This is a genomic window from Halogranum roseipondis, from assembly GCF_059695585.1.
The window spans coordinates 2,649,206-2,671,285 of sequence record NZ_CM185235.1; the positions used below are offsets into that span (position 1 = coordinate 2,649,206).

At 66.3% G+C, this 22,080-nt stretch carries 22 protein-coding genes; 17 read left to right on the forward strand and 5 right to left on the reverse strand.

Features of this window, described 5'->3' with window-relative positions:
• Nucleotides 1-90: 90 nt before the first annotated feature.
• Nucleotides 91-975, reverse strand: coding sequence for a fumarylacetoacetate hydrolase family protein (locus EOHIBHHM_RS13860; RefSeq protein WP_497251553.1), 885 nt, complete (start codon nucleotides 973-975; stop codon nucleotides 91-93).
• A 272-nt stretch (nucleotides 976-1,247) separates the two neighbouring features.
• Complete coding sequence (locus EOHIBHHM_RS13865) at nucleotides 1,248-1,871, reverse strand: TetR/AcrR family transcriptional regulator (RefSeq protein ID WP_497251555.1); 624 nt, start codon at nucleotides 1,869-1,871, stop codon at nucleotides 1,248-1,250.
• Nucleotides 1,872-2,041: 170 nt separating this feature from the next.
• Between EOHIBHHM_RS13865 and EOHIBHHM_RS13870 the strand changes: the two genes are divergently transcribed.
• From EOHIBHHM_RS13870 to EOHIBHHM_RS13895, 6 genes are all read left to right on the forward strand, one after another.
• Entirely contained in the window at nucleotides 2,042-3,085 is a 1,044-nt protein-coding gene (locus EOHIBHHM_RS13870; protein ID WP_497251557.1) for a metal-dependent hydrolase, read from the forward strand.
• Nucleotides 3,086-3,186: 101 nt separating this feature from the next.
• Nucleotides 3,187-3,822, forward strand: a complete 636-nt coding sequence (locus tag EOHIBHHM_RS13875; protein ID WP_497251559.1) for a hypothetical protein — start codon at nucleotides 3,187-3,189, stop codon at nucleotides 3,820-3,822.
• A gap of 110 nt (nucleotides 3,823-3,932) precedes the next feature.
• Nucleotides 3,933-4,526: a DUF2238 domain-containing protein gene (locus EOHIBHHM_RS13880; protein WP_497257003.1), complete on the forward strand. Its 594-nt coding sequence runs from the start codon at nucleotides 3,933-3,935 to the stop codon at nucleotides 4,524-4,526.
• A gap of 91 nt (nucleotides 4,527-4,617) precedes the next feature.
• Nucleotides 4,618-4,827, forward strand: a complete 210-nt coding sequence (locus tag EOHIBHHM_RS13885) for a dodecin (protein ID WP_497251561.1) — start codon at nucleotides 4,618-4,620, stop codon at nucleotides 4,825-4,827.
• 87 nt (nucleotides 4,828-4,914) lie between these two features.
• A complete protein-coding gene (locus tag EOHIBHHM_RS13890; RefSeq protein ID WP_497251563.1) occupies nucleotides 4,915-6,312 on the forward strand; it encodes a bifunctional metallophosphatase/5'-nucleotidase in 1,398 nt (465 codons plus the stop codon).
• Nucleotides 6,313-6,417: 105 nt separating this feature from the next.
• Nucleotides 6,418-6,822, forward strand: a complete 405-nt coding sequence (locus EOHIBHHM_RS13895) for a universal stress protein (RefSeq protein WP_497251565.1) — start codon at nucleotides 6,418-6,420, stop codon at nucleotides 6,820-6,822.
• A 48-nt stretch (nucleotides 6,823-6,870) separates the two neighbouring features.
• Here the strand turns inward: EOHIBHHM_RS13895 and EOHIBHHM_RS13900 are convergent, their stop codons facing one another.
• Nucleotides 6,871-7,968: a mechanosensitive ion channel family protein gene (locus EOHIBHHM_RS13900; protein WP_497251567.1), complete on the reverse strand. Its 1,098-nt coding sequence runs from the start codon at nucleotides 7,966-7,968 to the stop codon at nucleotides 6,871-6,873.
• Between the two features lie 151 nt (nucleotides 7,969-8,119).
• On the opposite strand from EOHIBHHM_RS13900, the gene trmB reads away from it, so the two are divergent.
• A complete protein-coding gene (gene trmB, locus EOHIBHHM_RS13905) occupies nucleotides 8,120-9,172 on the forward strand; it encodes an HTH-type sugar sensing transcriptional regulator TrmB (protein ID WP_497251569.1) in 1,053 nt (350 codons plus the stop codon).
• 12 nt (nucleotides 9,173-9,184) lie between these two features.
• On the opposite strand, the gene EOHIBHHM_RS13910 is transcribed toward trmB, so the two are convergent.
• Nucleotides 9,185-10,117 (reverse strand): DUF8054 domain-containing protein, encoded by a 933-nt coding sequence (locus EOHIBHHM_RS13910; RefSeq protein WP_497251571.1) that lies wholly within the window; start codon nucleotides 10,115-10,117, stop codon nucleotides 9,185-9,187.
• Between the two features lie 248 nt (nucleotides 10,118-10,365).
• Between EOHIBHHM_RS13910 and EOHIBHHM_RS13915 the strand changes: the two genes are divergently transcribed.
• From EOHIBHHM_RS13915 to EOHIBHHM_RS13955, 9 genes are all read left to right on the forward strand, one after another.
• Nucleotides 10,366-11,892: an extracellular solute-binding protein gene (locus tag EOHIBHHM_RS13915; RefSeq protein WP_497251573.1), complete on the forward strand. Its 1,527-nt coding sequence runs from the start codon at nucleotides 10,366-10,368 to the stop codon at nucleotides 11,890-11,892.
• A gap of 127 nt (nucleotides 11,893-12,019) precedes the next feature.
• Nucleotides 12,020-12,961 (forward strand): carbohydrate ABC transporter permease, encoded by a 942-nt coding sequence (locus EOHIBHHM_RS13920; RefSeq protein WP_497251575.1) that lies wholly within the window; start codon nucleotides 12,020-12,022, stop codon nucleotides 12,959-12,961.
• 1 nt (nucleotide 12,962) lies between these two features.
• A complete protein-coding gene (locus EOHIBHHM_RS13925; protein WP_497251577.1) occupies nucleotides 12,963-13,949 on the forward strand; it encodes a carbohydrate ABC transporter permease in 987 nt (328 codons plus the stop codon).
• 4 nt (nucleotides 13,950-13,953) lie between these two features.
• Nucleotides 13,954-15,135, forward strand: a complete 1,182-nt coding sequence (locus tag EOHIBHHM_RS13930; RefSeq protein WP_497251579.1) for an ABC transporter ATP-binding protein — start codon at nucleotides 13,954-13,956, stop codon at nucleotides 15,133-15,135.
• 9 nt (nucleotides 15,136-15,144) lie between these two features.
• A complete protein-coding gene (locus tag EOHIBHHM_RS13935; protein WP_497251581.1) occupies nucleotides 15,145-15,348 on the forward strand; it encodes a DUF8005 family protein in 204 nt (67 codons plus the stop codon).
• Between the two features lie 100 nt (nucleotides 15,349-15,448).
• Nucleotides 15,449-16,516, forward strand: a complete 1,068-nt coding sequence (locus EOHIBHHM_RS13940; RefSeq protein ID WP_497251583.1) for a Gfo/Idh/MocA family protein — start codon at nucleotides 15,449-15,451, stop codon at nucleotides 16,514-16,516.
• Nucleotides 16,517-16,559: 43 nt separating this feature from the next.
• Nucleotides 16,560-17,657 carry a CNNM domain-containing protein gene (locus tag EOHIBHHM_RS13945; protein ID WP_497251585.1) on the forward strand — a complete coding sequence of 366 codons (1,098 nt, stop codon included), beginning with the start codon at nucleotides 16,560-16,562 and terminating at the stop codon, nucleotides 17,655-17,657.
• Between the two features lie 68 nt (nucleotides 17,658-17,725).
• The gene (locus EOHIBHHM_RS13950) at nucleotides 17,726-18,694 is read left to right on the forward strand and encodes a sugar phosphate isomerase/epimerase family protein (RefSeq protein WP_497251587.1); all 969 of its coding nucleotides are present in this window, start codon (nucleotides 17,726-17,728) and stop codon (nucleotides 18,692-18,694) included.
• Nucleotides 18,695-18,699: 5 nt separating this feature from the next.
• Nucleotides 18,700-19,821: a Gfo/Idh/MocA family protein gene (locus EOHIBHHM_RS13955; RefSeq protein WP_497251589.1), complete on the forward strand. Its 1,122-nt coding sequence runs from the start codon at nucleotides 18,700-18,702 to the stop codon at nucleotides 19,819-19,821.
• A 114-nt stretch (nucleotides 19,822-19,935) separates the two neighbouring features.
• On the opposite strand, the gene EOHIBHHM_RS13960 is transcribed toward EOHIBHHM_RS13955, so the two are convergent.
• Nucleotides 19,936-20,784: an eIF2B alpha/beta/delta subunit family protein gene (locus EOHIBHHM_RS13960; protein WP_497251591.1), complete on the reverse strand. Its 849-nt coding sequence runs from the start codon at nucleotides 20,782-20,784 to the stop codon at nucleotides 19,936-19,938.
• Between the two features lie 227 nt (nucleotides 20,785-21,011).
• Between EOHIBHHM_RS13960 and moaA the strand changes: the two genes are divergently transcribed.
• Nucleotides 21,012-21,998 carry a GTP 3',8-cyclase MoaA gene (gene moaA / locus EOHIBHHM_RS13965; RefSeq protein ID WP_497251593.1) on the forward strand — a complete coding sequence of 329 codons (987 nt, stop codon included), beginning with the start codon at nucleotides 21,012-21,014 and terminating at the stop codon, nucleotides 21,996-21,998.
• The last annotated feature ends 82 nt before the right edge of the window (nucleotides 21,999-22,080 follow it).

Here is a 22,080-nt window from a genome sequence, read left to right on the forward strand (position 1 = left end):
TCCGGTCCTGACCAAGTGGTAAAACAATAAATAACTACCGTTATATATTCTTATTGACTACAACGAGAAGAAACAATCGAGGGCGACGACTCAGCGCTCCGTACAGTAGTTCGTGAGTCGACCGACACCTTCGACACCGACCGTGACGGTGTCGCCGTCGCCGAGCAACACCTGCGGGTCGCGGAAGAAGCCGACGCCGTCGGGCGTCCCGGTGTAGATGACGTCGCCCGGCTGGAGCGTGAACGACCGGCTACAGAACGCGACGATCTCGTCGATGCCGAAGACGAGATGACGCGTGTTCGACTCCTGAAGCCGGTCGCCGTTGACGTCCGTCCAGATGTCGAGGTCGTGGGGGTCGTCGATCTCGTCGGGCGTCACCAGTTCCGGGCCGAGCGGTCCGAACGTGTCGAGACTCTTTCCTCGGACCCACTGTCCGTCGGCGTTCTGGAGGTCGCGGGCGGAGACGTCGTTGCCGACCGTGTAGCCGGCGACGTAGTCGAGCGCGTCCTCGGTGTCGACGTTCCGCGCCCGCCTCCCGATCACGACGACGAGCTCGCCCTCGTAGTCCACCGCCGAGGTCAACTCCGGGTCCCACTCGATGGCGGCGTCGGGCCCGACGAGCGACTGCGGGAACTTGGCGAACAGCACCGGCGCGTCGGGAACGTCGTGTTCCCCCTCCTCGGCGTGTTCGCTGTAGTTCAACCCCACGGCGACGACCTTCTGCGGGTCCGTAATCGGAGCGACTCGGTCGACGTCGGCGACGGCGTACGTCCCCACGCCGGTCTCCCGCGCGTACGACACCGCGAGTTCGACCTTCTCTCGCCAGTTCCACACCTCGATCAGCGCTCGGAGTCCGCGCGGTAACTCGATGCCCGTCGCACGACCCGCCTCTCTCACGTGGACGACGTCGTCGCCGACGACGACACCGGCCCACGGTCGCTCCGTCCCGTCCGTCTCGAACTGGCCAAGTCTCATGTCGTGTGTCCTCCCGTCGGAGTCGAACGGGACTCGTCGCCGGCGTCTCGCGCCTCGACGGACGTCCGGCCGACTACCGACGTTTCAGCCGTCAGCCCAGGCCCGAGCAGTTCGGTCCCGGAGGACGGTTCGACGCCCTCCGTGCGAAACACTGGTTTGGAGACTGTCAGCATCGTTCGTCGAATTCGCCGGCCGCGACATAACGTTTACCACGTGGTCAAACGCGGACGAGGAGGGGAAAGACGGAGGTCGGCGCGGTCGCCGTCGCCGTTCTACCGCTCCTCGGGACGGACCAGCGAGGAGAGGACGAACTCGTCGATGGCGCGGCGTGCCTGCTCCGGCGCGTCGTCGTGTCCGAGGGAGATCCTTCGTCCGCGGGCGGCGTGGATGACGTCGGTGACGAGTTGGGAGACGTCCTCGGCGTCGACCTCCCGGAAGATCCCCTCGTCGATTCCGCGGCGGACGACCCGCGTGATGCTCGCTCGGATCTCGCTGTAGTGCTCGTTGAAGATCTCCCGGTGTCGCTCGTTGTGCTGTGCCTGCGAGAACAGCTCGTGGTACACCTTCATCCGGTCCCAGTGGCCGAAGTCGTCCTCGAACGCCGGGCCGAACAGACACTGGTCGATCCGGGCGTCGAGTTCCGTCCGGACGTCGGCCTCGGGGTCCACCTCGACGCTCCCCTCGTACTGTTCGATCACGTACTCGAGGAACGACGAGATGAGTTCGTGTTTCCCGTCGTAGTGGTAGTGGATCAGCGGTCGGCTCATCTCGAACTCCGCGCCGATGTCCCGCATCCGGAGGTCGGTGTAGCCGTGTTTGCTGAGCGCACGGAACGTCGCCTCCATGATCGCCTCCCGCGTGTCCGCAGAGGAGTCGGCGTCCGCCGGTGGGGTCATACGAGGGGTACGAGCGGCGAACGTATTATAGGCGCGGCTCGCGCTGTCGATCCGCTCTCGAACCGGATTGCCGGCCGGCAGCGTCCCTCTCGGGAGTGAGCCGGGCCATCGACCCGTCGCCGTAGTCCACGGTCGAACGGTACCGGTCGACGGGCCTGTGACGAGGTAGCATGCGTTCCGAGGGGCTTATTCTCTCAGCGCACGAACGCACGGTCGTGTTCGTCGGTCACGCCCTCCTCGCGTTCGCGGTCACCGCGAGCGTCGCCGCGTTCACCGGGTGGCCGCGAGAGCGTGCGCTCTCGGTCGGTCTCGTCGCCGGGCTGTTCGCGGCCGCGCCCGACGTCGACATGGCGTACGCCCTCGTCGGCGTCGCCACCGCCAGCGTCGGGAACGCGCTGGCGCTCGCCGGCGCGTTCTGGCAGACCGGCAACCTCGTCCACCGGGCGGTGACCCACTCGCTCGTGGTCGCGCTGTTCGTCTCGCTCGCGGTCGGCCTCGTCGCCTCCGGCGTGCGGGCCTCGTCGCTCGGCGGTCGGCGGCGACGAGCGAGTCGACTGTCGACCGGTGGCGGCCTCCTCGTCTCGGCCGCCCTCGTCGTCGCCGCGGGCGCGAAGAGCGGCCTGCTCGGCGCGGTCGTGATGGGACTGTTCTGTGCCGTCTCGCTCGGCATCGCGCTCGTGGCGGCCCGTCGGACCGCACTCGACGCCCGCAGCCTCGCCGCCGCGGCGCTGTTCGGCGTCGCCTCCCACCCCTTCGGCGACCTGTTCACTGGCGAACCGCCAGCACTGCTGTACCCGCTCGACACCGTCGTGTTCGCCGAGCGACTCACCCTGCACGCCGACCCGACCGTTCACCTGCTGAGCGCGTTCGGATTCGAGCTCGCGACGATCTGGGCGGCGGTGCTCGTCGGGCTGTGGCTGACCGGGCGGTCGCTCCGGACTGCCGTCGACGCGCGGGCGGCGCTCGGGGTGGGTTACGCGGGCAGTCTACTCGTCATCCCGGCGCCGACGCTCGATCTCTCGTACCCGTTCGTGTTCACCGTCCTCGCCGTCGGCGCGGTCGGCGCGACGCCGCGATTGCGGCGGTCGATGGCGTCGCGGCGACTGCCGCGACCCGCCTTCGAACTCCCGGAACGACTGTCGGCGGCCGTCACCGGGCTGACGGCGGTGACGCTCGGGTGGGTCGCGTACTCGCTGGTGTACCTTCTCGCCTGACACTCTTCGCCAGGCTCGCAGGAGTCGCCGACGCCGCGATTGCGGCGGTCGTTTCTGACGTGTCGGAAAGGTTTTGGCTCGGCTGACGCCTACGTGAGGGTATGTCACGCTCCGGGCTCCGAGACGTGGTCGAGCGCCGACAGGTGAACGCCGTCCTCGGGTGGCTGCTCGTGGGCTTTCTCGCCGTCGTCGCCGTCGCCGCGCTCCTCCGCCGAGACCTCCTCTGGGCCGGGTTCACGTTCGCCGTCGTCGCGCTTGCACTCGTACCGGCGGTCGCCGCCCGGAACCCGCGTTCGATGCTCCCGTGGGAGGTGATCGCGCTGGCGTCGCTCCCGATGCTCGCTCGCGTGCTCGTCGTGGGCCAGCGCGTCGACGGCATCACACTCACCGGCCGAGTGACGACCTATCTCGCGGTCGCCGCGGTGGCGCTCATCATCGCCGTCGAACTCGACGTGTTCACGCCGGTGAAGATGAACTACTCCTTCGCCGTGCTGTTCGTCGTCATCGCGACGATGGCGGCCGCCGGCGTGTGGGCGGTCGCACAGTGGCTCTCGGATCTCTACCTCGGCACGGGGTTCCTCGTCGACCGGAACACTGGGACGACGCCCGAGACCGAGCTGATGTGGGACTTCGTCGCCGCCACGGTCGCCGGCGTCGGCGCCGGGTTCCTCTTCGAGTTCTACTTCCGGCGACGACGCGACAGACAGGCCGCGCTCGTCGAGGAGGTCGAGTCGTGAGCGCCGACTCGGGGACGGAGTCCGAGCCCACCTCCGCAACGGACGCGCTGTCGCGAGTGCGCGCCCTCGTCCGCCTCGACGAGCGGACCCAGCGGCGACTGTCGCGAGCGATGCAGGTGACGCTCGTCGGACTGCTGTTCGTCGGCTTCGAGCGAGGAGATCTCGGCATCGTCGTCAACGCCGGCGTCGCGTTCCTCATCACCTACCTGCCGGCGACGCTCGAACGCGACTACCACATCCCGATGAACGCCGGGTTGACGCTCTGGATCACCACCGCGGTGTTCCTCCACGCGCTCGGCACCGTCGGCATCCCCGGCACCGACCAGACGTTCTACCGGTCGCTGCCGTGGTGGGACAGCGTCACCCACGCGCTGTCGGCCAGCGTCGTCGCCGCCATCGGCTACACGGTCGCCCGCGCGATCGAGGAGCACACCGACGCCGTCGAACTCCCCGAGCGGTTCATGTTCGTCTTCATCTTGCTCTTCGTCGTCGCCTTCGGCGTCTTCTGGGAGGTGCTGGAGTTCGCCATCGGCGGGGCGGCGGATCTCCTGGGCAACGACGCGGTGCTGACGCAGTACGGCCTCGAAGACACCATGACCGACCTCGTGTTCAACACCGTCGGCGGCGTCCTCGTCGCCGTCTGGGGGACCGCCTACCTGACGGACGTCGTCGGCGCGCTCGCGACTCGACTGGACCGTCGGTGAGTTGCCGTCCCCACGTCCGTCTCGTCGGCCGCGGAACCTGTTTCGGTCGGGGAGTGTCTTTTTGCCCTAGCCGAGTGAACAGACTGGTGCGATGGTCTACAAGAAGATCACCCTCATCGGTCGGAGTAACGAGAGTTTCGACGCCGCCGTCGACGACGCCGTCGACCGCGCCCAGGACACACTCGACAACGTCCACTGGGTCGAGGTGAAGGAGATGGGCGTCGAGATCGCCTCCGTCGAGGACCGCGAGTACCAGACGGAGGTCGAGGTCGCCTTCCAGCTCGAAGAGCCCGAAGCGTAACGCGTCGGTCGGACCCAACGAGGGCAGAACCGTCGCCGGCGACGGTGTCTCGACGGCTTCTTGTCGTCGGCGACGTCACACCCGGTCATGCCGCGGTTTCTTCACTACTCGGACATCGAGAACGTCTACGACGACCCGGAGCGCGCGGGCCGGCTCGCCGGGACGATCACTGCCCTCGACGGCGACGACGCACTCGTGGTCGGCACTGGCGACAACACCTCGCCGGGCGTCGTCGCGATGGTGGCGAAGGGCCACCAAGCGACCGACTTCTTCCGCGCCGTCGACGCCGACCTCTCGACGTTCGGCAACCACGACTTCGACTACGGCCCCGACGAGACGCGTGCGCTCCTCCCGGAGACTCCCCAGACGTGGGTGAGTGGGAACGTCTACGACGAGGACGGCGAGCGGTTCGGGACCGCGGAGGGCGTCGTCCCGTGGACCGTCGAGTCGGTCGACGGCGTCCGCGTCGGCTTCTTCGGCGTTACGGACCCGGCGACCGACTCGCTGAACCCCAGCGCCGTCGACCTGACGTTCACCGACCCCTACGAGGCGGCCGAGCGGGCCGTCTCGGCACTCCGAGACGAGGGCGTCGACCGCGTCGTCGCCCTCTCGCATCTCGGCGGCGGCGACGACGAACTCGCCCGCCGCGTCGACGTCGACGTGATTCTGGGCGGCCACGTCCACAGCGAGCGCGTCGACCGCGTCGACGGCACCCTGCTCACCCGCCCCGGCGTCAACGGCGAGACGGTGCTCGAAGTCGTCGTCGACGACGACGGCGTCCGCGTCGACCGCCACGACCCCACAGACGGTCCCGAGAACCCGCGGCTGGCCGAGGCGCTGCGGAGTCGCGTCGCCGAGGCCGGGTTGGACGAGGTGGTCGCGACCGTCGAGCGACCGATCGAACGGAGCGCCGACGTGGTCCACGGCGGGGAGTGTCGGATCGGCAACTTCGTCGCCGACGCCTACCGCTGGGCGACCGACGCCGACGTCGCTCTCCAGAACAGCGGCGGCATCCGCGCGGGGCCGCCGCTCGCCGGTGCGGTGACGGTCGCCGACCTCGTGAGCGTCATCCCGTTCGAGGAGCAGATCGTCCTCGCCGAGGTGACGGGCGCGGAGTTGCTGGCCGCCTTCCGGCAGATGAGCGCCGCCGTCGTCGACTTCGGCGAAGCGGGGTGGTGGCACGGCCACGTCAGCGGCGCGCGCGTCGTCTGGGACAACGACGCGGCGGGGCTCGTCGAGGCGAGCGTCGGCGGCGACCCGGTCGACCCGGAGGCGCTCTACACGGTGGCGATGGCCGAGTATCTCCTCCACTCGGACCACGAGTTCCCGGCCGTCGACGAGCGCCACCGGGCGGGCGAGTTCGGTATCCAACACGAACAGCTCGCAGCGTACGCACGCGAACGTGGTATCGACCCCGCGGTCGAGGGGCGGATCGAACGGGTGTCGACGCTGTCCCTCGCGGAGTCGCCGGACGAGGACGCATGACGCCTGCTCTCACGCCGAACAGTCGCTCGAGCCGACGTGTGAGCCACCGTCGCACCCGATGAGCGAAGGGGAAGGTTGACACTATCGAGGTGAGAACGTCGACCAATGACGCTGGTCGTCGTCCCCGTCCGGTACCCCCTGACCAGTCACTCGCGTGCGACGCTCGCCGAGGCGATCCGCGTCGCCGAGGACCGCGACGCGGAGCTGACGGTGCTCCACGTGAACCTGTATCAGGACAACGACGGGGTGACGCGAACGGAGTTGAAACGTGCCGTGGAACGGGAGTTCGGAGACGTACCGCGCTCGCGGTACGTCGTCCGACGCGGCTTTCTCGTCGAGGAGACGATCCTCGAGGAGGTCGCCGCCGAGGAGGCCGACGTGGTCGTCATCGGATCGAAACAGGCCGGACGGTGGCGGCGGACGCTCCGACGGTTCCTCGACGACCCCGACATCGAGTCGTTCCTGCGAGAGAAACTCGACTGTACCGTCATCACCGTCCGGGCCGACTGAGCGGTCGACGCCGGGGTCCCGACGGTTCCGAGCGACGCCGACACGCTCTCACTCGTCGGACGACACCGACTCCATCGTCGACGGCGTCTCTCCCGCCGCCTCTCCTTCGGCCGCCTCGTCTCCGGTCCCGGCTTCGGGGTCGGGTCGGGGGTCGACCGCGTACCGTCTGTCGCCACCTCGGGTGACGGCCACCTCCGCGCGACCGCTCGTCTCGTCGAAGACGTGATGCTGGTGCGGGTAGGCGAACTCGACGTCGACGTCGGCGTCGTCGACCAGCTCCCACAGTCTCGTCCGGACGTTCGACTGAACGGCCGCGATCTTGTACGGTTTCTTCGCCCAGTAGCGCAGTCGGAGGAGGACGCCGTGGTCGCCGTAGTCGTTCATGAGGACGCGCGGAGTCGCCGGGTAGCGCGCGCTCCCGATGCGGATGTCGGGGCCGCCCTCGACGACGTCCTCGCACTGGCGGGCGGCGCGTTCGATCAACTCGCGGGCCTGCTCGACGTCGCACTCGTAGGTGACGAGGACGTCGAGCGAGAGGCGGGTCCGCTCGTCCTCCGCGGAGTAGTTGGCGACGTCGCGTTCGCGGATGGCGGAGTTCGTAATGACGAGGAAGGTGTTGTCGAGCGTGATGATCTTGGTGTACCGCAGCGTGATGTCGTCGACGAACCCGCGGGTGCCGTCGTCGAGTTCGATCATGTCGCCGATCTCGTACGGCTGATCTGCGAGGACGAACAGCCCGTTGATGACGCTGCCGACGATGGGTGCGAGGATGATACCGAGCACGGCCGATAGCACTGTCAGCGAGAGGACGATGTTGCCGATCTCGAGACCGGCTACCGTCATTCCCAGCAGCGCGAAGAGCACGATGGTCCCGGCGCGGACGGCGCGAAGTACGGTCTGAGCCACGCTCTCGCGACGGAACTGTCTGGCGACCGGGCGACCGATGAGCCGCAGGATGTACGTCGAGAGGTACGCGCCGATGAGCGTAAAGAGGATGACGACGAGGAACTGCAGCGGTGGCCACGCCTGAACCCACGGCACGAAGTCGAAGATGCTGGTGACCTGCTCGCCGGTCGTCCCGTCGCCGCTCGCACCGTCGGCTTGGAGACGAACGCCGTCTGCCAGACGATGCCAGCCAGTGGTCATGCGCTATCTGTCTCCGGGTCGGCGAAAAAGCGTTGTCCTCTCTCGCTGTCGACGTCCTATACCAACGTCCGTTACCTACCACGTGTTTACGGAAGCCCGTGCTACTCGCATTTCAGTAAATACCTTAAGTCAGGAGGACGGTGGGTGAATCATGGCAGACGACCTCCGAGTCAACATGGAGCGCGTCGGCGAGCGCTTCAACCTCGGCGAGTACGAGATCGACGCGTACCTCGCCGTGCTCGAACACGGCGAACTCACCGCCAGCGAGATCGCGGACCGAACCGACATCCCACAGCCGCGCGTGTACGACACGGTTCGAAGCCTCTCGGACCGGGGGCTGGTCGAACTCCGCGAGTCGCGGCCGATGAAGATCGTCGCCGTCGACCCCGAGGACTCCTTCGGCAACATCCAGTCGTCGCTGACCGAACTCGTCGACGAACTCGGCGCGCGCTACACCGCCCCGGCGCGCGACACCGAGGCCGTCTCGCTCGTGAAGTCACGCTCGACGATCCTCCGCTACATCGAGGAGGTCGTCGACAACGCCGAGTACGAACTCGTGTTGTCGTTGACGCCGGACCTGCTGCGGCGGTTCTACGACGATCTGGCGGCCGCCATCGACGACGGCGTCAGCATCGACCTGCTCGTGACGCCCGCCAGTCGCGCACCCGACCCCGCGGAGTTCGACTACATGGAGATCTGCACCATCGCCCGCGCCCGCCGCGGCATCACGACGCCGGTGCTCGCCGTCGCCGACGGCGAGTACTCGGTGTACGCCACGCAGGACGCGCTCCGCGACGACCAGGACCGCTACGGCGTCATCTTCAACCGCTCGGCGCTCGGCTTCCTCGTCAGCGGCTTCTTCGGGACCGTCCTCTGGACGACCGCCGAGACGCTCGCCGCCGACGGGAAGAGCCGGCCGTTCCCGCGCCGCTACGCCTCGATCCGGCGCGCCGTCAAGGACGTCCGCGACATCGGCGGCGAGTTCTACGCGACCGTCCAGGGACGCGACGTCGAGACGGGGAACCCCACGGTGATCGAGGGGAAGGTCGTCGACGTCTCGTTCGTCGACACCGAGGAGGTCGCCTCGATGGTGATCGAGACCGAGGAGGGGCCGGTCGAAATTGGCGGCCTCGTCGCGGCGCTCGAAGACATCGAAGCACAGGAACTCCACCTCGGTCGGGAGTCACCGCCGGGGCTGGCCTGAACGCGTCGCGTCTCAGGCCTCGACCGTCTCGTCGAACTCGTAGACGAGCGCGTCGCAGTCCCGACAGACGAGGACGTCGTAGACGACGCCGCCGTAGGCTCCCGCAGAGCCCCCACAGCAGTTCTTGGTGTCTGTCTCCTCGACGACGCCGCCGCAGTTCGGACAGCGCTCGAGAAACATCCGGAGCGGTTGGGCCGCTTCGACCCGCAGGTCGGCCGGGACGTCGGCGTCGGCCATCACCCGGATGGCGGCGGTCTCGGCGATCGCGATCGGTCGAGAGAGATGTACCGCCCGTCCTTCGCCCTCGACGACGACCCAGTCGCCGTCGGTCGTGCCGGTGGCGTCGAACGGCGCGGCGTCGGCGACGGCGGCGGCGAGGTCGTCGGCGTCGAGCGTCCGGAGGTCGGCCATCGTCGACTCCCAGTCGGCGGTGAACTCGTCGCTCGGCCGGACGGTCTCGCCGTCGTCGACGATGACACCCGCTTCGAGGAGTGCCACCATCACCCGTTCGCCGTCGGCGTCGACGGCGGTCAACGAGTCGGAGTCCGGGAGGCCGGCGTCGTCGGCGTCGACAGCGTGGGTCGTGTCGTCGGTGCCGACGCCCTCGTCAGCGTCGGCGACTCCGACAGCCCCGTCGGCGACGGCGGCGTCGTCGTCGATGGAGACCGTCGAGAAGGAGTCGGAGGCTGCGTCGGGCCGGCGTTTGAACACGAACGGGAGCGGTTCGACCAATCGCGGAGCGAACTGGGGAGTGTACGGAACCACGTACCCGCGAAGTGCGACGGCAGCGGCCCCGACCGCGAGGACGGCGGCCCCGGCCGGTCGCCACCGGCGGCCGACGAGACCTGCGACCGCGAGGACGAACGCGCTGTTGACGGCGGTACAGGGAAGACACCGGTTGTCGCCCGTGTGCTCCGGACGACGGAGCGAGTCGAGCAGTGACATGAGGAAGAGTCGCTGCTCCGATGGCTTGAGAGTTGTGAACACCGTTCGGTGGTCGTCCGAGACGGAGGAAACCGGTACGGAAGATAACACAATATGCGAATCGTTCACCAACGAAGCCACAACGGGTTTTACCACCCCGGTTGTATGGCAGACAGCGGGGCGATGCAGATGACAGCGAATTCACTACAACAGAGGTAGTAATCTTTCCCGAACGTTTAAATAAATCCTATCCATAGCTCCCAACTGTAATGGTTGACAGTGACTCACACGAGAATGGGCGACGAAGCGGCGTCTCACGTCGTCGGTTCGTACAGGCTGCAGGGGCATCCGGTGTCACCGTCGGGCTCGCTGGCTGCATCAGCAGCGGCGGCGACGGTGGCGACGGTGGCGATGGCGGCAGCGGTGGCGGCGATGCCATCAACACCCAAGCACCCGAAGGCGACGTCACGGTGCAGTGGGCAGCCGACACGCGCGTCAACGACAACAAACAGGCCATCAGAGAGGCGATGTCGAACGCCGGTCTCCCGGACAACATCACCGTCGAGATCGTCGCCGGGTCGCAGGTGACCGACAACCGCCAGTCGCAGTACCAGCAGTGGCTGAGCGCGGGTCGGTCGGAGCCGACGCTGCTGATGATGGACAGCGGGTGGACGATCCCGTTCATCGTGCGCGAGCAGCTGCAGAACCTCAGCGCTGCGCTGCCGTCGAGCATGACCGACACCATCAACAACGACTACTTCGAGGCGAGCGTCGCCACGGCGAAGCACCCCGACTCGGGGGACCTCTACGGGATGCCGCTGTTCCCGGACTTCCCGACCGTCCAGTACCGCAAGGACCTGATGGAGGCCGCCGGCTACGGCCAGTCGGACTTCGAGAAGTGGGCCACCGAGTCCACGACCTGGAAGAAGTTCTCGACGGCGGTCAGCGAGGCCGTGAACGCGAGCGACAACCAGAACCTCATGGGGTTCACGTTCCAGGCGAGCGTCTACGAGGGGCTCTCCTGCTGTGACTTCAACGAGTTCATGACCTCCTTCGGGGGCGCCTTCTTCGGCTCTCACGACAACCTGTTCGGTCCGGTCGGCGACCGCCCCATTACGGTGGACGAGCAGCCGGTGATCGACTCGATCAAGATGGTTCGCTCGCTCATCCACGGCTCGGACGCCGACAACACGATGGACGGCATCCAGCAGATCTCGCCCGAGGCGGTGCTCCAGTGGACCGAGGAGCCGTCGCGTGCGCCGTTCATGAACGGCAACGTCGTCGCCCACCGCAACTGGCCGTACTCGATCAACGCCGCCGGGGCGGAGGAAGCCTTCGGCGAGAAACTCGGCGTGATGCCGATCCCGTACGGGGTCACCGCCGACAAGGCGCAGTACGAGGGGACCGGCGGTCCGGTCGCCGCTCTCGGCGGCTGGCACATGACGATGAACCCGAACGCGCCCGACAAGAAGAAGCAGGCCGCCCTGCAGGTAATGAAGGTCATGCAGAAAGAGCAGTTCCAGCTCGACCTGTTCGGCATCATCGGCTGGATCCCGCCGCGTCCGAGCCTGCTCGACTCCGATCAGGCAAAAGAGGTCGAGATCATCGGCCGCTACCTGCCGCAGCTGAAGGTCGCCGGCGAGAACGCGGTGCCGCGGCCGGTCACCGCCGTCTGGACCCAGCAGTCCGGCCCGGTCGCCGAGCAGGTCAACGCCGCCTACGCGGGCAACAAGCCCCCCAAGAAGGCGATGACCGACCTCAAGTCGACGCTCCAAGAGATCGAGAACAACGCATAGACCGAGGACAACGCCTAAACACCTCGTACCACATTATCTATTGTTAAAAATGGCAACAGAACAAGAATCCCAGGGAGCCATACGTGACAGCTCTCGGTCAGGTCCGTACGTCTCGGCAGTCCGCTGGATGGAGAACCTGAGCGAGACGGCGTTCGCGTACTTCCTCCTCACTCCGGCGCTGCTGTTGCTTCTGGTGATCGCGATCTACCCGCTCGTGACGACGTTCGGCATGTCGTTGTTCGCGGACGCGATCGCCGGAAGCGCCACGCTCGGCGAGTTCGTCGGAATCCAGAACTACGTTGAACTGCTCACCAACCAGAAGAGCTACGCGCTGCCGGCACCGTTCATGCCGACGTCGCTGTCGGTCGGCGGACTCGTGTCGAGCGCGCTCGGCGTGACGCTCATCTTCACCGTCGCCAGCGTCTTCTTCGAGACGATCCTCGGCTTCGTCCAGGCGCTCGTACTCGACCAGGAGTTCCGCGGCCGTCGGTGGGTCCGCGTCGCCATCATCATCCCGTGGGCCGTCCCCATCGTCATCCAGGGGATGATCTTCTACCTGCTGTTCCAGCCCGGAATCGGGTTCCTCGTGGGGACGAGTCAGAACCCCTCGCTGCTCAACCAGCTGGGTATCATCGGAACGACGCCGCTCGTCAACACCATCGACTCGCTGCTCATCATCACGGTGGCCGACGTCTGGAAGACGACGGCGTTCATGGCGCTGCTGATCCTCGCGGGGATGCAGAGCATCGACCGCTCGCTGTACGACGTCGCTCGCGTCTCGGGCGCGTCGCCGTGGCAGCAGTTCAAGATGATCACCTTCCCGCTCATCCTGCCGACCATCCTGGTCGCGATGCTGTTCCGCACCATCGCGGCGATGCGGGTGTACGGGATCATCGAGACGACCAGCGGCTGTCAGACGGTGCCGTCGCTGTCCTGTCTGGTCGTGTCGAGCTTCAGCTCGCGCATCTACGGGACGGCCGCCACCGTGGCGTTCGTCACGGCCGCCATCATCGGCATCGTCGTCAGCGTCTACATCGTGAAGTTCGCCGACGCGGAGGGAGGCTTCTAACATGGCAGCAGACTCAGGACAAGGAAGTACCGGAATCGGTGACGACCGCCCGCTCAAGCGAGGGCCGCTCGGCAGCTGGGTGGAGAGCTCCATCCAGAATCCCGAGCGCGTCTATCGGGCGATGTTCTACGTCGCGACGATCGTCTTCCTGTTCACCACGCTGTTCCCGTTCTACTGGCTGTTGGTGCTCGCGCTGACGCCGCAGAACCTGCTCACCAACGTCGGTCTCGTGCCGAACGGGTTCAACCCGATGTCGTTCGTCACGGTGTTCGAACGCGTCCCGTTCCACATCTTCATGTTCAACAGCCTGGTGTTGGGGATCATGACGACGGTCATCGTCCTGCTGTTGGCGAGTCTGGCCGGCTACGTCTTCGGTCGACTCCGCTTCCCCGGGAAGGCACCGCTGATGCTCGCCATCCTGGCCATCTCGTACTTCCCGCCGGCTGCGTTCCTCATTCCGCTGTTCGAGCTGTTCACCGGAAACGTGCAGGTGCCGCTGCTCGGCACCTCGATCGTGTTCGGCGAACAGCTGTTCCTCAACAGTCCGGACCTGTTCAACACGCCGTGGTCGATGGTGTTGCCGTTCAGCGCGCTGTTCATGCCGCTGTCCATCTTCATCCTCACCACGTTCTACGGGCAGATCCCCGACGGACTGGAAGACGCCGCTCGGATCGAGGGGACTACTCGACTCGGCGCGCTGTTCCGGGTCATCATCCCGCTGTCGGCGCCCGGCGTGGCGACGGCGGGCGTCCTGACGTTCATCAGCGTCTACAACGAGTTCTTCTTCTCGTTCCTGATGAACAACGGAGAGGCAGGGAACTGGGCGCCGATCGTCGGCGGCATCCTCGGCCTCCAGGGGCAGTTCGACACGCCGTATCACCTGATGGCGGCGGCCAGCATCATCGGGGTGCTGCCGGTCGCCATCCTCGTCATCATCGCACAGGAGAAGATCGTCAGCGGCCTCACCGCAGGGGCACTCAAGGAGTAAGACAATGGGAGACGTAAAACTCGAACACGTAACGAAGCAGTACGACGACGTAACGGCAGTAGACGACATGAACGTGCAGATCCGGGACGGCGAGTTCGTCTGTCTCGTCGGGCCCTCGGGGTGCGGGAAGTCCACGACCATGGAGATGGTCGCCGGACTGACCAAGCCGACCGAGGGGCAGGTGTACATCGCCGGTCAAGACGTGACCGACCTGCCGCCGAAGGACCGCGGCATCGCGATGGTGTTCCAGAACATCGCGCTGTTCCCACACATGGACGTCTACGACAACATCAGCTTCGGGCTCCGCCTCCGCGACTACGAGAAGGAGGAGATCGACCGACGCGTCGAGAAGGCGTCGGACATCGTCCAGTTAGAGGGGATGCTCGACCGGATGCCCGACGAGATGTCCGGTGGACAGCGTCAGCGCGTCGCCATCGCCCGCGCCATCGTTCGGAACCCCGAAGTGTTCCTCATGGACGAGCCGCTGGCGAACCTCGACGCCAAGCTCCGGGTCCACATGCGGACCGAGCTCCAGCGGCTCCACAAGGAACTGGACACCACCATCATCTACGTCACGCACGACCAGGCGGAGGCGATGACGATGAGCGACCGGATCGCGGTCATCGACTCCGGACAGCTCCAGCAGATCGACCCGCCGCTGACCTGCTACAACGAACCGGCGAACCTGTTCGTCGCCGGCTTCATCGGGTCGCCGGCGATGAACTTCGTCGACGGGACCGTCACCGAGACTGGCTTCGAGGGCGAGAACCTCGCCGTCGAGTTCGACCCCGCACGGATGGGTGTCGACGTCGGCGACGCGGTGACGCTCGGCATCCGACCGGAAGACGTCTACCCGGCCCACGACGGACGGACGCTCTCACACCCGACCGCCGAGATCGACACGGTCTCCGACGTGATGGAGCCGATGGGTGACGAGATCTTCATCTACCTCCTCCTGGCGGAGGACGTCGAGACCAGCCTCGAGGAGACGGCGTCGAGCAACCAGCTGCTCATGAGCGTCTCTCCCGACAGCGACATCGAAGAGGAACAGGACGTCGACGTCGTGCTCGACCGGAGCAAGATCCACCTGTTCGACACGAACACCGGCGAGGCCATCCAGCACGGCCTGGTCAAACCCACGACCGCCGAAAGCACTACCGGGACGGAAGCCGAAAGCGACGACTAGCTCACATCCATGGTCACAGAGTTCGGTTGGCTGTACGTCGCGCTCGTCACCCTCCTGTTCCTGCCGTGGGCGTACGGAGTGGTGCGTTTCGTGATGGACCTGAAGAACGTCTACATCCCGAAAGGTCGGCAGTACCTCCGTGGACGGAAGCGTCTCAAGGAGGAGAAACGCGAAGAGGAAGAGCGCGACGAACGCGAACGCCAGCTCTACTGACCCGACCGCCCGCCGTTCTTTCCCCGCCCACCTCGCTCGACAGTCGTTTCGCCGTCAGAAGCGAGATACTTAACTATCGTTTGAGTAAACCTCGCTAACGATGAGCAACGACCGCTCTCCGCGTATCGGTATCGTCGGACTGGGAAACATCGGCCACCACCACGCGACTCGACTGACGCGACAGGACGCCGACCTCGTCGGCGGCGTCGACATCGCCCAGTCGGCTCGTGAGCGCTTCGAGCGAGAGTTCGGTGTGACGGCGTACGACGACGCGACCGATCTCTACGAGGTCGCCGACGCCGTCATCGTCACTACGCCGAACCGCTTCCACGAGGAGTACGCCGTCTCGGCGCTGGCGGCCGGGCTGGACGTCCTCCTCGAGAAACCGCTGGCACACTCCCTGGAGAGCGCAGAGCGCATCGCCGACGCCGTCGCAGACGCAGACGGGTTCTGTATGGTCGGCTTCAACAACCGGTTTGCCAACCCGGTCGAGATCGTCAAACAGTACCAGCGACAGGGGCGGTTCGGCGACGTCGACCACGTCGAAGCCAACTACGTCCGTCGGCGTGGCGTCCCCGGCCGTGGGTCGTGGTTCACGAACAAGGAGGTCGCCGGCGGCGGGGCGCTCATCGACATCGGCGTCCACGCCATCGACCTCGCGCTGTACTTCCTCGACTATCCGGAGGTCGTCGAGGTCTCGGGGACCACGCGCTCGCAGTTCGGCGGCCGCGACGACTACGCCTTCGTCGAGATGTGGGGGAAAGACAGCGGCCCGGAGGGGTTCGACGTCGACGACTCCGCCAGCGCGTTCGTTCGCTGTGCGGACGGGTCGACCGTCTCGCTGGAGGTCGCGTGGGCCGTCAACCGTCCCACCAACGACGAGTTCGTGATCCGGGGGACCGACGCCGGTGCCCGCTTCGACCGCGGGAGCCAGGAACTCACCGTCTACGAGTCGGGGACGGGCGGGGCGAACCATCTGACCGACACCGAGGTCGAGACCCAGACGACGGACACCCACGAGGCCGAACAGGCGCTGTTCGTCGAGGCCGTCCGCGCCGGCGAGGCGCCGAACCGAAACACCATCGATGAGGGACTCGCCGTCCAGCGCGTCATCGACGCCGTCTATCGTTCCTCGGAGACGGGTCGCGCCGTCCAGTTGGACGGCTGAAGGCCACATCGCTTTTTTATACCGGGAGAGAAGTCGGACGTGAATGAACACGCCCGAGGTCGTACTCCGGCTCGTCGCCGGATTAGGACTCATCCTCGCGAACGGTTTCTTCGTCGCTATCGAGTTCGCGCTCACCCGAGTGCGGCAGTACTCCGAGTCGGAGTTCGACACGAGTGGACTGCGTCGCGCCTGGGAGATGACCGACGACCTCGAGATCTACCTGACGAGCTGTCAGGTCGGGATCACGGCGTCGAGCATCGCCGTCGGGATCGTCGCCGAACCGGCGCTCGCCGCGCTGTTCGAACCGTATCTGCAGAACACCTGGCTCGCCTCCGTCGGCGCAGGGGGGATCATCGCGTTCCTCATCATCAACCTCCTGCATCTCACGCACGGCGAACAGACGCCGACCTACCTTGGCGTCGAGCGGACGAAGTTCGTCTGTCGATACGGCGCGACGCCGCTGTACTACTTCGCGCTGCTCATCTCACCGCTCATCAAACTCGGCGACGGGGTCGCGAAATGGACGCTCCGGCTGTTCGGCATCGAGATGACGGGTGCGTGGCTGGAGGCCGAACAGGACGCCATCGAGTCGCGGGCCGAACTTCGGAACAAACTCGGGAACGTTCTCGACGAGGGTGAACTCTCCGAGGAGCGCCAAGAGGAAGTGATGAACGCGCTGCGCGTCGGTGAGACCTCGATTGAGGAGACGATGATCCCTCGCGACGACATCGTCGCGCTGTCGACGACCAACAGCTCAGACGAGAACCTCTCCATCGCGGAGGACCACCCGCACACGCGGTTCCCGCTGGTCGGGGAGTCGGTCGACGACTTCCGCGGCATCGTCTACATGCCGGCAGTGCTGAACCGGTTCGAGGAGCTGTCGGCGGGCGAGATCGGGATGGAGGCGCTAGCGGTCGAACCGATGACGATCGACGTCGACACGAGCGTCAGCGAGGCCATCGACCTGTTCCAGGAGAAGAAACAGGAGTTGGCGCTGGTGACGCGCGACGGCGAGATCGTCGGACTGCTCACCGCGACGGACGCCTTCGAGTCCATCACGGGCGAACTGGAGGACCCCCTCGACAGAGCGGCGGCGGAACACCGCGAGAGCGAGGACGGTCCCGTCACCGACGCCGCCTGACTCGATAAGTCGGCAAGATAGGCGGTCTGTCCTGAACTTTTATTCGGCGCGTAGTTGTAGCCTCGTCCATGGACGTCGGAGTACTCACTGTCCCGCTCGGCGGGCAATCGCTCGAAGACGCACTGGCGTATCTCTCGGACATCGGCGTCGGCGCAGTCGAACTCGGCTGCGGCGGCTACCCCGGTGAAGATCACCTCGACCGACAGCGACACCTCGACGACGAGGACGCACAGGCGGAGTTGCAGGCGACGCTCGAGGAACACGACCTGCGAGTGAGCGCGCTCGCGACGCACAACAACCCGCTGCACCCCGACGAGGAGACGGCCGCCGAGGCCGACGAGGAACTCCGCGAGGCGATCGAACTGGCCGCGCAACTCGACGTGAACGTCGTCACCTGCTTCTCGGGGCTCCCCGCGGGCGGCCCGGACGACGAGGTGCCGAACTGGATCACCGCGCCGTGGCCGACCGAGCACGCCGACGCCCACGACTACCAGTGGGACGTCGCCGTCGACTACTGGTCGGACCTCGCGGAACACGCCGCGGACCACGGCGTCGACGTCGCCATCGAGATGCACCCGAACATGCTCGTCTACGAACCGACCGGGATGGCGAAGCTCCGCGAGGAGACCAACGAGCGCATCGGCGCGAACTTCGACCCCTCGCATCTCTACTGGCAGGGGATCGACGTGCCGAAGGCGATCCGCTACCTCGGCGAGATGGACGCCATCCACCACTTCCACGCCAAGGACACCAAGGTGTACGACGCCAACGCCGACGTGAAGGGCGTCCTCGACACCGACGACTACACCGAGGAGGTCGACCGCTCGTGGCTGTTCCGGTCGGTCGGCTACGGCCACGGCGAAGAACACTGGAAGGACGTCGTCTCGACGCTCCGGATGGTCGGCTACGACGGCGCGCTCAGCATCGAACACGAGGACTCGCTGACCTCCTCGCGAGAGGGGCTGGAGAAGGCGGTCGACGTCCTCCAGCGTGCGGTCTTCGAGACGCAACCGAGCGACGCCTACTGGGCGGAGTGATCCCGATGAGCCAAGAACCACTCGACGTCGGCGTTCTGGGGTATCGGTTCATGGGCAAGGCGCACTCGAACGCACTCGCTCGCTTGCCGATGTTCTTCGACGACGCGCCCGACGTGAACCGCCACACGCTCGTCGGCCGCGACGAGGAGGCGCTCGCGGACGCCGCCGAGCAGTTCGGCTTCGAGAACATCTCGACCGACTGGGAGGCGGTCGTCGACGAGGTCGACGCCTTCTACAACCTCGGGCCGAACCACGTCCACGCCGAACCCTCCATCGCCGCGCTGGAGGCCGGGACGCCCGTCTTCTGCGAGAAACCGCTCGCACCGACGCTGGAGGAGGCCGAGGCGATGCGCGACGCCGCCGCCGACAGCGGCCTCGTCGCCGGCTGTGCGTTCAACTACCGGTTCGTCCCGGCGATTCGCTACGCGAAGAACCTCATCGCGGACGGGAAGCTCGGCGAGATCCGGCAGGTCCGCGGGCAGTATCTGCAGGACTGGCTCGTCGACCCCGAGGCGCCGTGGTCGTGGCGCAACGACGAGGAGTTGGCAGGGAGCGGCGCGCTCGGCGACCTCGGCGCGCACACGGTCGACCTCTCGCGGTTCCTCGTCGGCGAGGAAGTCGGCGAGTTCGCGGAGATCTCCGGACAGCTTCAGACGTTCGTCGAGGAGCGACCCGTCGAGGGGAGCGGCGAGACCCGACCGGTCACCGTCGACGACGCCTACTCCGCACAGGTGGAGTTCGACTCGGGAGCTATCGGAACGTTCGAGGCTTCCCGCGTCGCCGACGGCCACAAGAACGACCACACCATCCAGATTCACGGCACGGAGGGGAGTCTGAAGTTCTCGCTGGAACGGCTGAACGAGTTGGAGTACAAGGGCGCGGACCACCGCGGCTACGAGACGATCCTCGTCACCGACGGCTCCGACCCCTACCTCGACCACTGGTGGCCGCCGGGACACGTCCTCGGCTGGGAGCACACGTTCGTCCACGAGAACTACGAGTTCCTCTCGGCGGTCAGAGACGGCGGCGAGTTCCACCCGTCGTTCGAGGACGGCTATCAGGTCCAGCGCGTGTTGGACGCCATCGAGCGAAGTGACGAGAGCGGCGAGCGTCTCTCGCTGTCGTAGGACAGCGAACTGTCCGCGAGGCGGTCTGTGCGGCGAGCGTCTCTCGCTGTCGTAGGACAGCAGATCTCTGCGGGACAGATCTTTCAAAAGAGTCGACGAGACAGATCGGAGGGGTTAGAACTCGTGGACGCCGTCGTCGGTGATGACCTCGTCGATGAGGTCCACCGGCGTCGCGTCGTAGGCGGGGTTCTCGACGGTGATCCCCTCGGTGGGTTCGAGCATCACCTCGCTGGCCGGGCGGTACTCGTTCTCGAAGGCGAAGCCGTCGACGATGATCTTCGTGCTGCTGCCGGCGACGGTGACCGGGACGTCCAGTCGGTGGGCGGTGGCGATGAGCGGAAACGTGCCGACGCGGTTGTAGAGCGTGTCGTCGACGATGCAGTCCATGCCGATGATGACCCGGTCGCACTCGGGGAGGAACACGCCCGAGGCACCGTCGACCATGAGATGCGGGTCGACGCGGTCGATCCCCGAAAGGGTGCGGACCGTCTTCCGGCCGAGATAGCGCGGGCGGGCCTCGGTGACGTAGGCGGTGGTGTGGACCCCCTCGCCCGCAGCGAGTTCGACGCCCTCCAGCACGGTCGAGGAGTAGTCGTGCGTGAGAAACGTCTCGCCGTCCTCGAAGGTATCGGCGAGGTTGCGCGCGGCCTTGCGCTTGCCCGTCTCGATGTCCTCGACGACGCGGTCGATGGTCGAGCGGGTGATCTTCTTCGCGGACTCGACGGAGTCGGCGCGACCGACGACGCTGCGGGCGACCTCGCGCATCGCGTTGTGCAGCGAGGCGTGAGAGGGGTTCGCCCGTCGGAGCGCCCCCGTGTTGTGTTCGAGGTCGCGCTCGAACTCGTCGACGGTGGCGTAGTCGCGGTCGAGCAGCGTCGCCAGCGAACGAGTCGCCTTCACCGCGACGACGGACGAGGAGTGCGTCTGCATCTCCCGGATCTCCTCGATGGTCTCGTCTATCATACCATCACGGTTGTCCCTTCGAGGCAAAGATGTTCCGGGAGACGGCATCGAGTGCCGCCGATTTCGGGCGGAGAGCCGATGCCGTGAGTCGACTTCGACGCCGCTCGCAGCCCGACGAGCGTAACGACCACCGACGACGAAGCCACCCGGGAGGTAACCACCACCGGTTACCTCGTGGTTCGAATCGCCGCGTCATTTAAGGACATCTCCACGAAGAATGAGGTATAATGTTAGAGGACGACTTCGGCCGCGAGGTTTCCGGGGTGCGGGTCTCTCTCACCGACCGGTGTAACTTCGACTGCGTCTACTGTCACAACGAGGGACTCGGCGACACCCGTGGACCGATGGACGCACAGGACGACGAGATGAGCGCCGACGACGTCGTCCGCTTCCTCGAAGTCGTCGAGGAGTTCGGCGTCGAGAAAGTGAAGTTCACCGGCGGCGAGCCGATGCTCCGACAGGACTTAGAGGAGATCATCCGCCGAACGCCCGACTCGATGGAGACGTCGCTGACGACGAACGGGACGTTCCTCCCGGGTCGCGCCGAGGACCTGAAGGAGGCGGGGCTCAGCCGCGTCAACGTCTCACAGGACGCCCTCGACCCCGAGGCGTTCGCCGAGATCACCAAATCCGGCGCGTACGAGAAGGTGATGGAGGGCGTCGAGGCCGCTCTCGACGCCGGACTCCAGCCAGTGAAACTCAACATGGTCGTCTTCGAGCACACCGCCGGCTACGTCGAGGGGATGGTCGACCACGTCGCCGAGAACGACGGCCTCCAACTGCAGCTCATCGAGTACATGCCCGAACTGACCGGCAAGCCCGAGTGGAACATCGACATCCAGCGCGTCCACGACTGGCTGGCCGATATCGCCGACACCGTCGAGACCCGCGAGATGCACGACCGCAAGCGCTACTGGGTGGGCGGGACGCCGGAGTCCGACGGCGGGATGGTCGAGATCGTCGACCCCGTCGAGAACGAGACGTTCTGTGCGAACTGCCACCGGGTGCGCGTCACCCACGAGGGCTACCTGAAGGGCTGTCTCAACCGCAACGACGACCTCCGGTCGATGGGCGAGATGACCAAACCCGAGATCCGCGAGGCGTTCCGCGAGGTCGTCTCGAACCGCGTCCCGTACTACGGCGAGTACCTCGTCGAGAACGACCGCGGCGAGTACGAGATCAACGACAAGTATCTCGGCGTCCGCGCGGACTGACGGCCGTCGGAGCGTCGTGCGCACAGGAGCGGAGAGAGCAGCGCGAAGTGGCCGAAGTGGCCGAAGCGGCCGAAGCGGTGGA

Excerpts from the sequence above, each read along its gene's own strand:
- EOHIBHHM_RS13860 (WP_497251553.1), bottom strand. The coding sequence starts at position 975 with ATGAGACTTGGCCAGTTCGAGACGGACGGGACGGAGCGACCGTGGGCC.
- EOHIBHHM_RS13865 (WP_497251555.1), bottom strand. The coding sequence starts at position 1,871 with ATGACCCCACCGGCGGACGCCGACTCCTCTGCGGACACGCGGGAGGCG.
- EOHIBHHM_RS13870 (WP_497251557.1), top strand. The coding sequence starts at position 2,042 with ATGCGTTCCGAGGGGCTTATTCTCTCAGCGCACGAACGCACGGTCGTG.
- EOHIBHHM_RS13875 (WP_497251559.1), top strand. The coding sequence starts at position 3,187 with ATGTCACGCTCCGGGCTCCGAGACGTGGTCGAGCGCCGACAGGTGAAC.
- EOHIBHHM_RS13880 (WP_497257003.1), top strand. The coding sequence starts at position 3,933 with ATGCAGGTGACGCTCGTCGGACTGCTGTTCGTCGGCTTCGAGCGAGGA.
- EOHIBHHM_RS13885 (WP_497251561.1), top strand. The coding sequence starts at position 4,618 with ATGGTCTACAAGAAGATCACCCTCATCGGTCGGAGTAACGAGAGTTTC.
- EOHIBHHM_RS13890 (WP_497251563.1), top strand. The coding sequence starts at position 4,915 with ATGCCGCGGTTTCTTCACTACTCGGACATCGAGAACGTCTACGACGAC.
- EOHIBHHM_RS13895 (WP_497251565.1), top strand. The coding sequence starts at position 6,418 with ATGACGCTGGTCGTCGTCCCCGTCCGGTACCCCCTGACCAGTCACTCG.
- EOHIBHHM_RS13900 (WP_497251567.1), bottom strand. The coding sequence starts at position 7,968 with ATGACCACTGGCTGGCATCGTCTGGCAGACGGCGTTCGTCTCCAAGCC.
- trmB (WP_497251569.1), top strand. The coding sequence starts at position 8,120 with ATGGCAGACGACCTCCGAGTCAACATGGAGCGCGTCGGCGAGCGCTTC.
- EOHIBHHM_RS13910 (WP_497251571.1), bottom strand. The coding sequence starts at position 10,117 with ATGTCACTGCTCGACTCGCTCCGTCGTCCGGAGCACACGGGCGACAAC.
- EOHIBHHM_RS13915 (WP_497251573.1), top strand. The coding sequence starts at position 10,366 with ATGGTTGACAGTGACTCACACGAGAATGGGCGACGAAGCGGCGTCTCA.
- EOHIBHHM_RS13920 (WP_497251575.1), top strand. The coding sequence starts at position 12,020 with ATGGAGAACCTGAGCGAGACGGCGTTCGCGTACTTCCTCCTCACTCCG.
- EOHIBHHM_RS13925 (WP_497251577.1), top strand. The coding sequence starts at position 12,963 with ATGGCAGCAGACTCAGGACAAGGAAGTACCGGAATCGGTGACGACCGC.
- EOHIBHHM_RS13930 (WP_497251579.1), top strand. The coding sequence starts at position 13,954 with ATGGGAGACGTAAAACTCGAACACGTAACGAAGCAGTACGACGACGTA.
- EOHIBHHM_RS13935 (WP_497251581.1), top strand. The coding sequence starts at position 15,145 with ATGGTCACAGAGTTCGGTTGGCTGTACGTCGCGCTCGTCACCCTCCTG.
- EOHIBHHM_RS13940 (WP_497251583.1), top strand. The coding sequence starts at position 15,449 with ATGAGCAACGACCGCTCTCCGCGTATCGGTATCGTCGGACTGGGAAAC.
- EOHIBHHM_RS13945 (WP_497251585.1), top strand. The coding sequence starts at position 16,560 with ATGAACACGCCCGAGGTCGTACTCCGGCTCGTCGCCGGATTAGGACTC.
- EOHIBHHM_RS13950 (WP_497251587.1), top strand. The coding sequence starts at position 17,726 with ATGGACGTCGGAGTACTCACTGTCCCGCTCGGCGGGCAATCGCTCGAA.
- EOHIBHHM_RS13955 (WP_497251589.1), top strand. The coding sequence starts at position 18,700 with ATGAGCCAAGAACCACTCGACGTCGGCGTTCTGGGGTATCGGTTCATG.
- EOHIBHHM_RS13960 (WP_497251591.1), bottom strand. The coding sequence starts at position 20,784 with ATGATAGACGAGACCATCGAGGAGATCCGGGAGATGCAGACGCACTCC.
- moaA (WP_497251593.1), top strand. The coding sequence starts at position 21,012 with ATGTTAGAGGACGACTTCGGCCGCGAGGTTTCCGGGGTGCGGGTCTCT.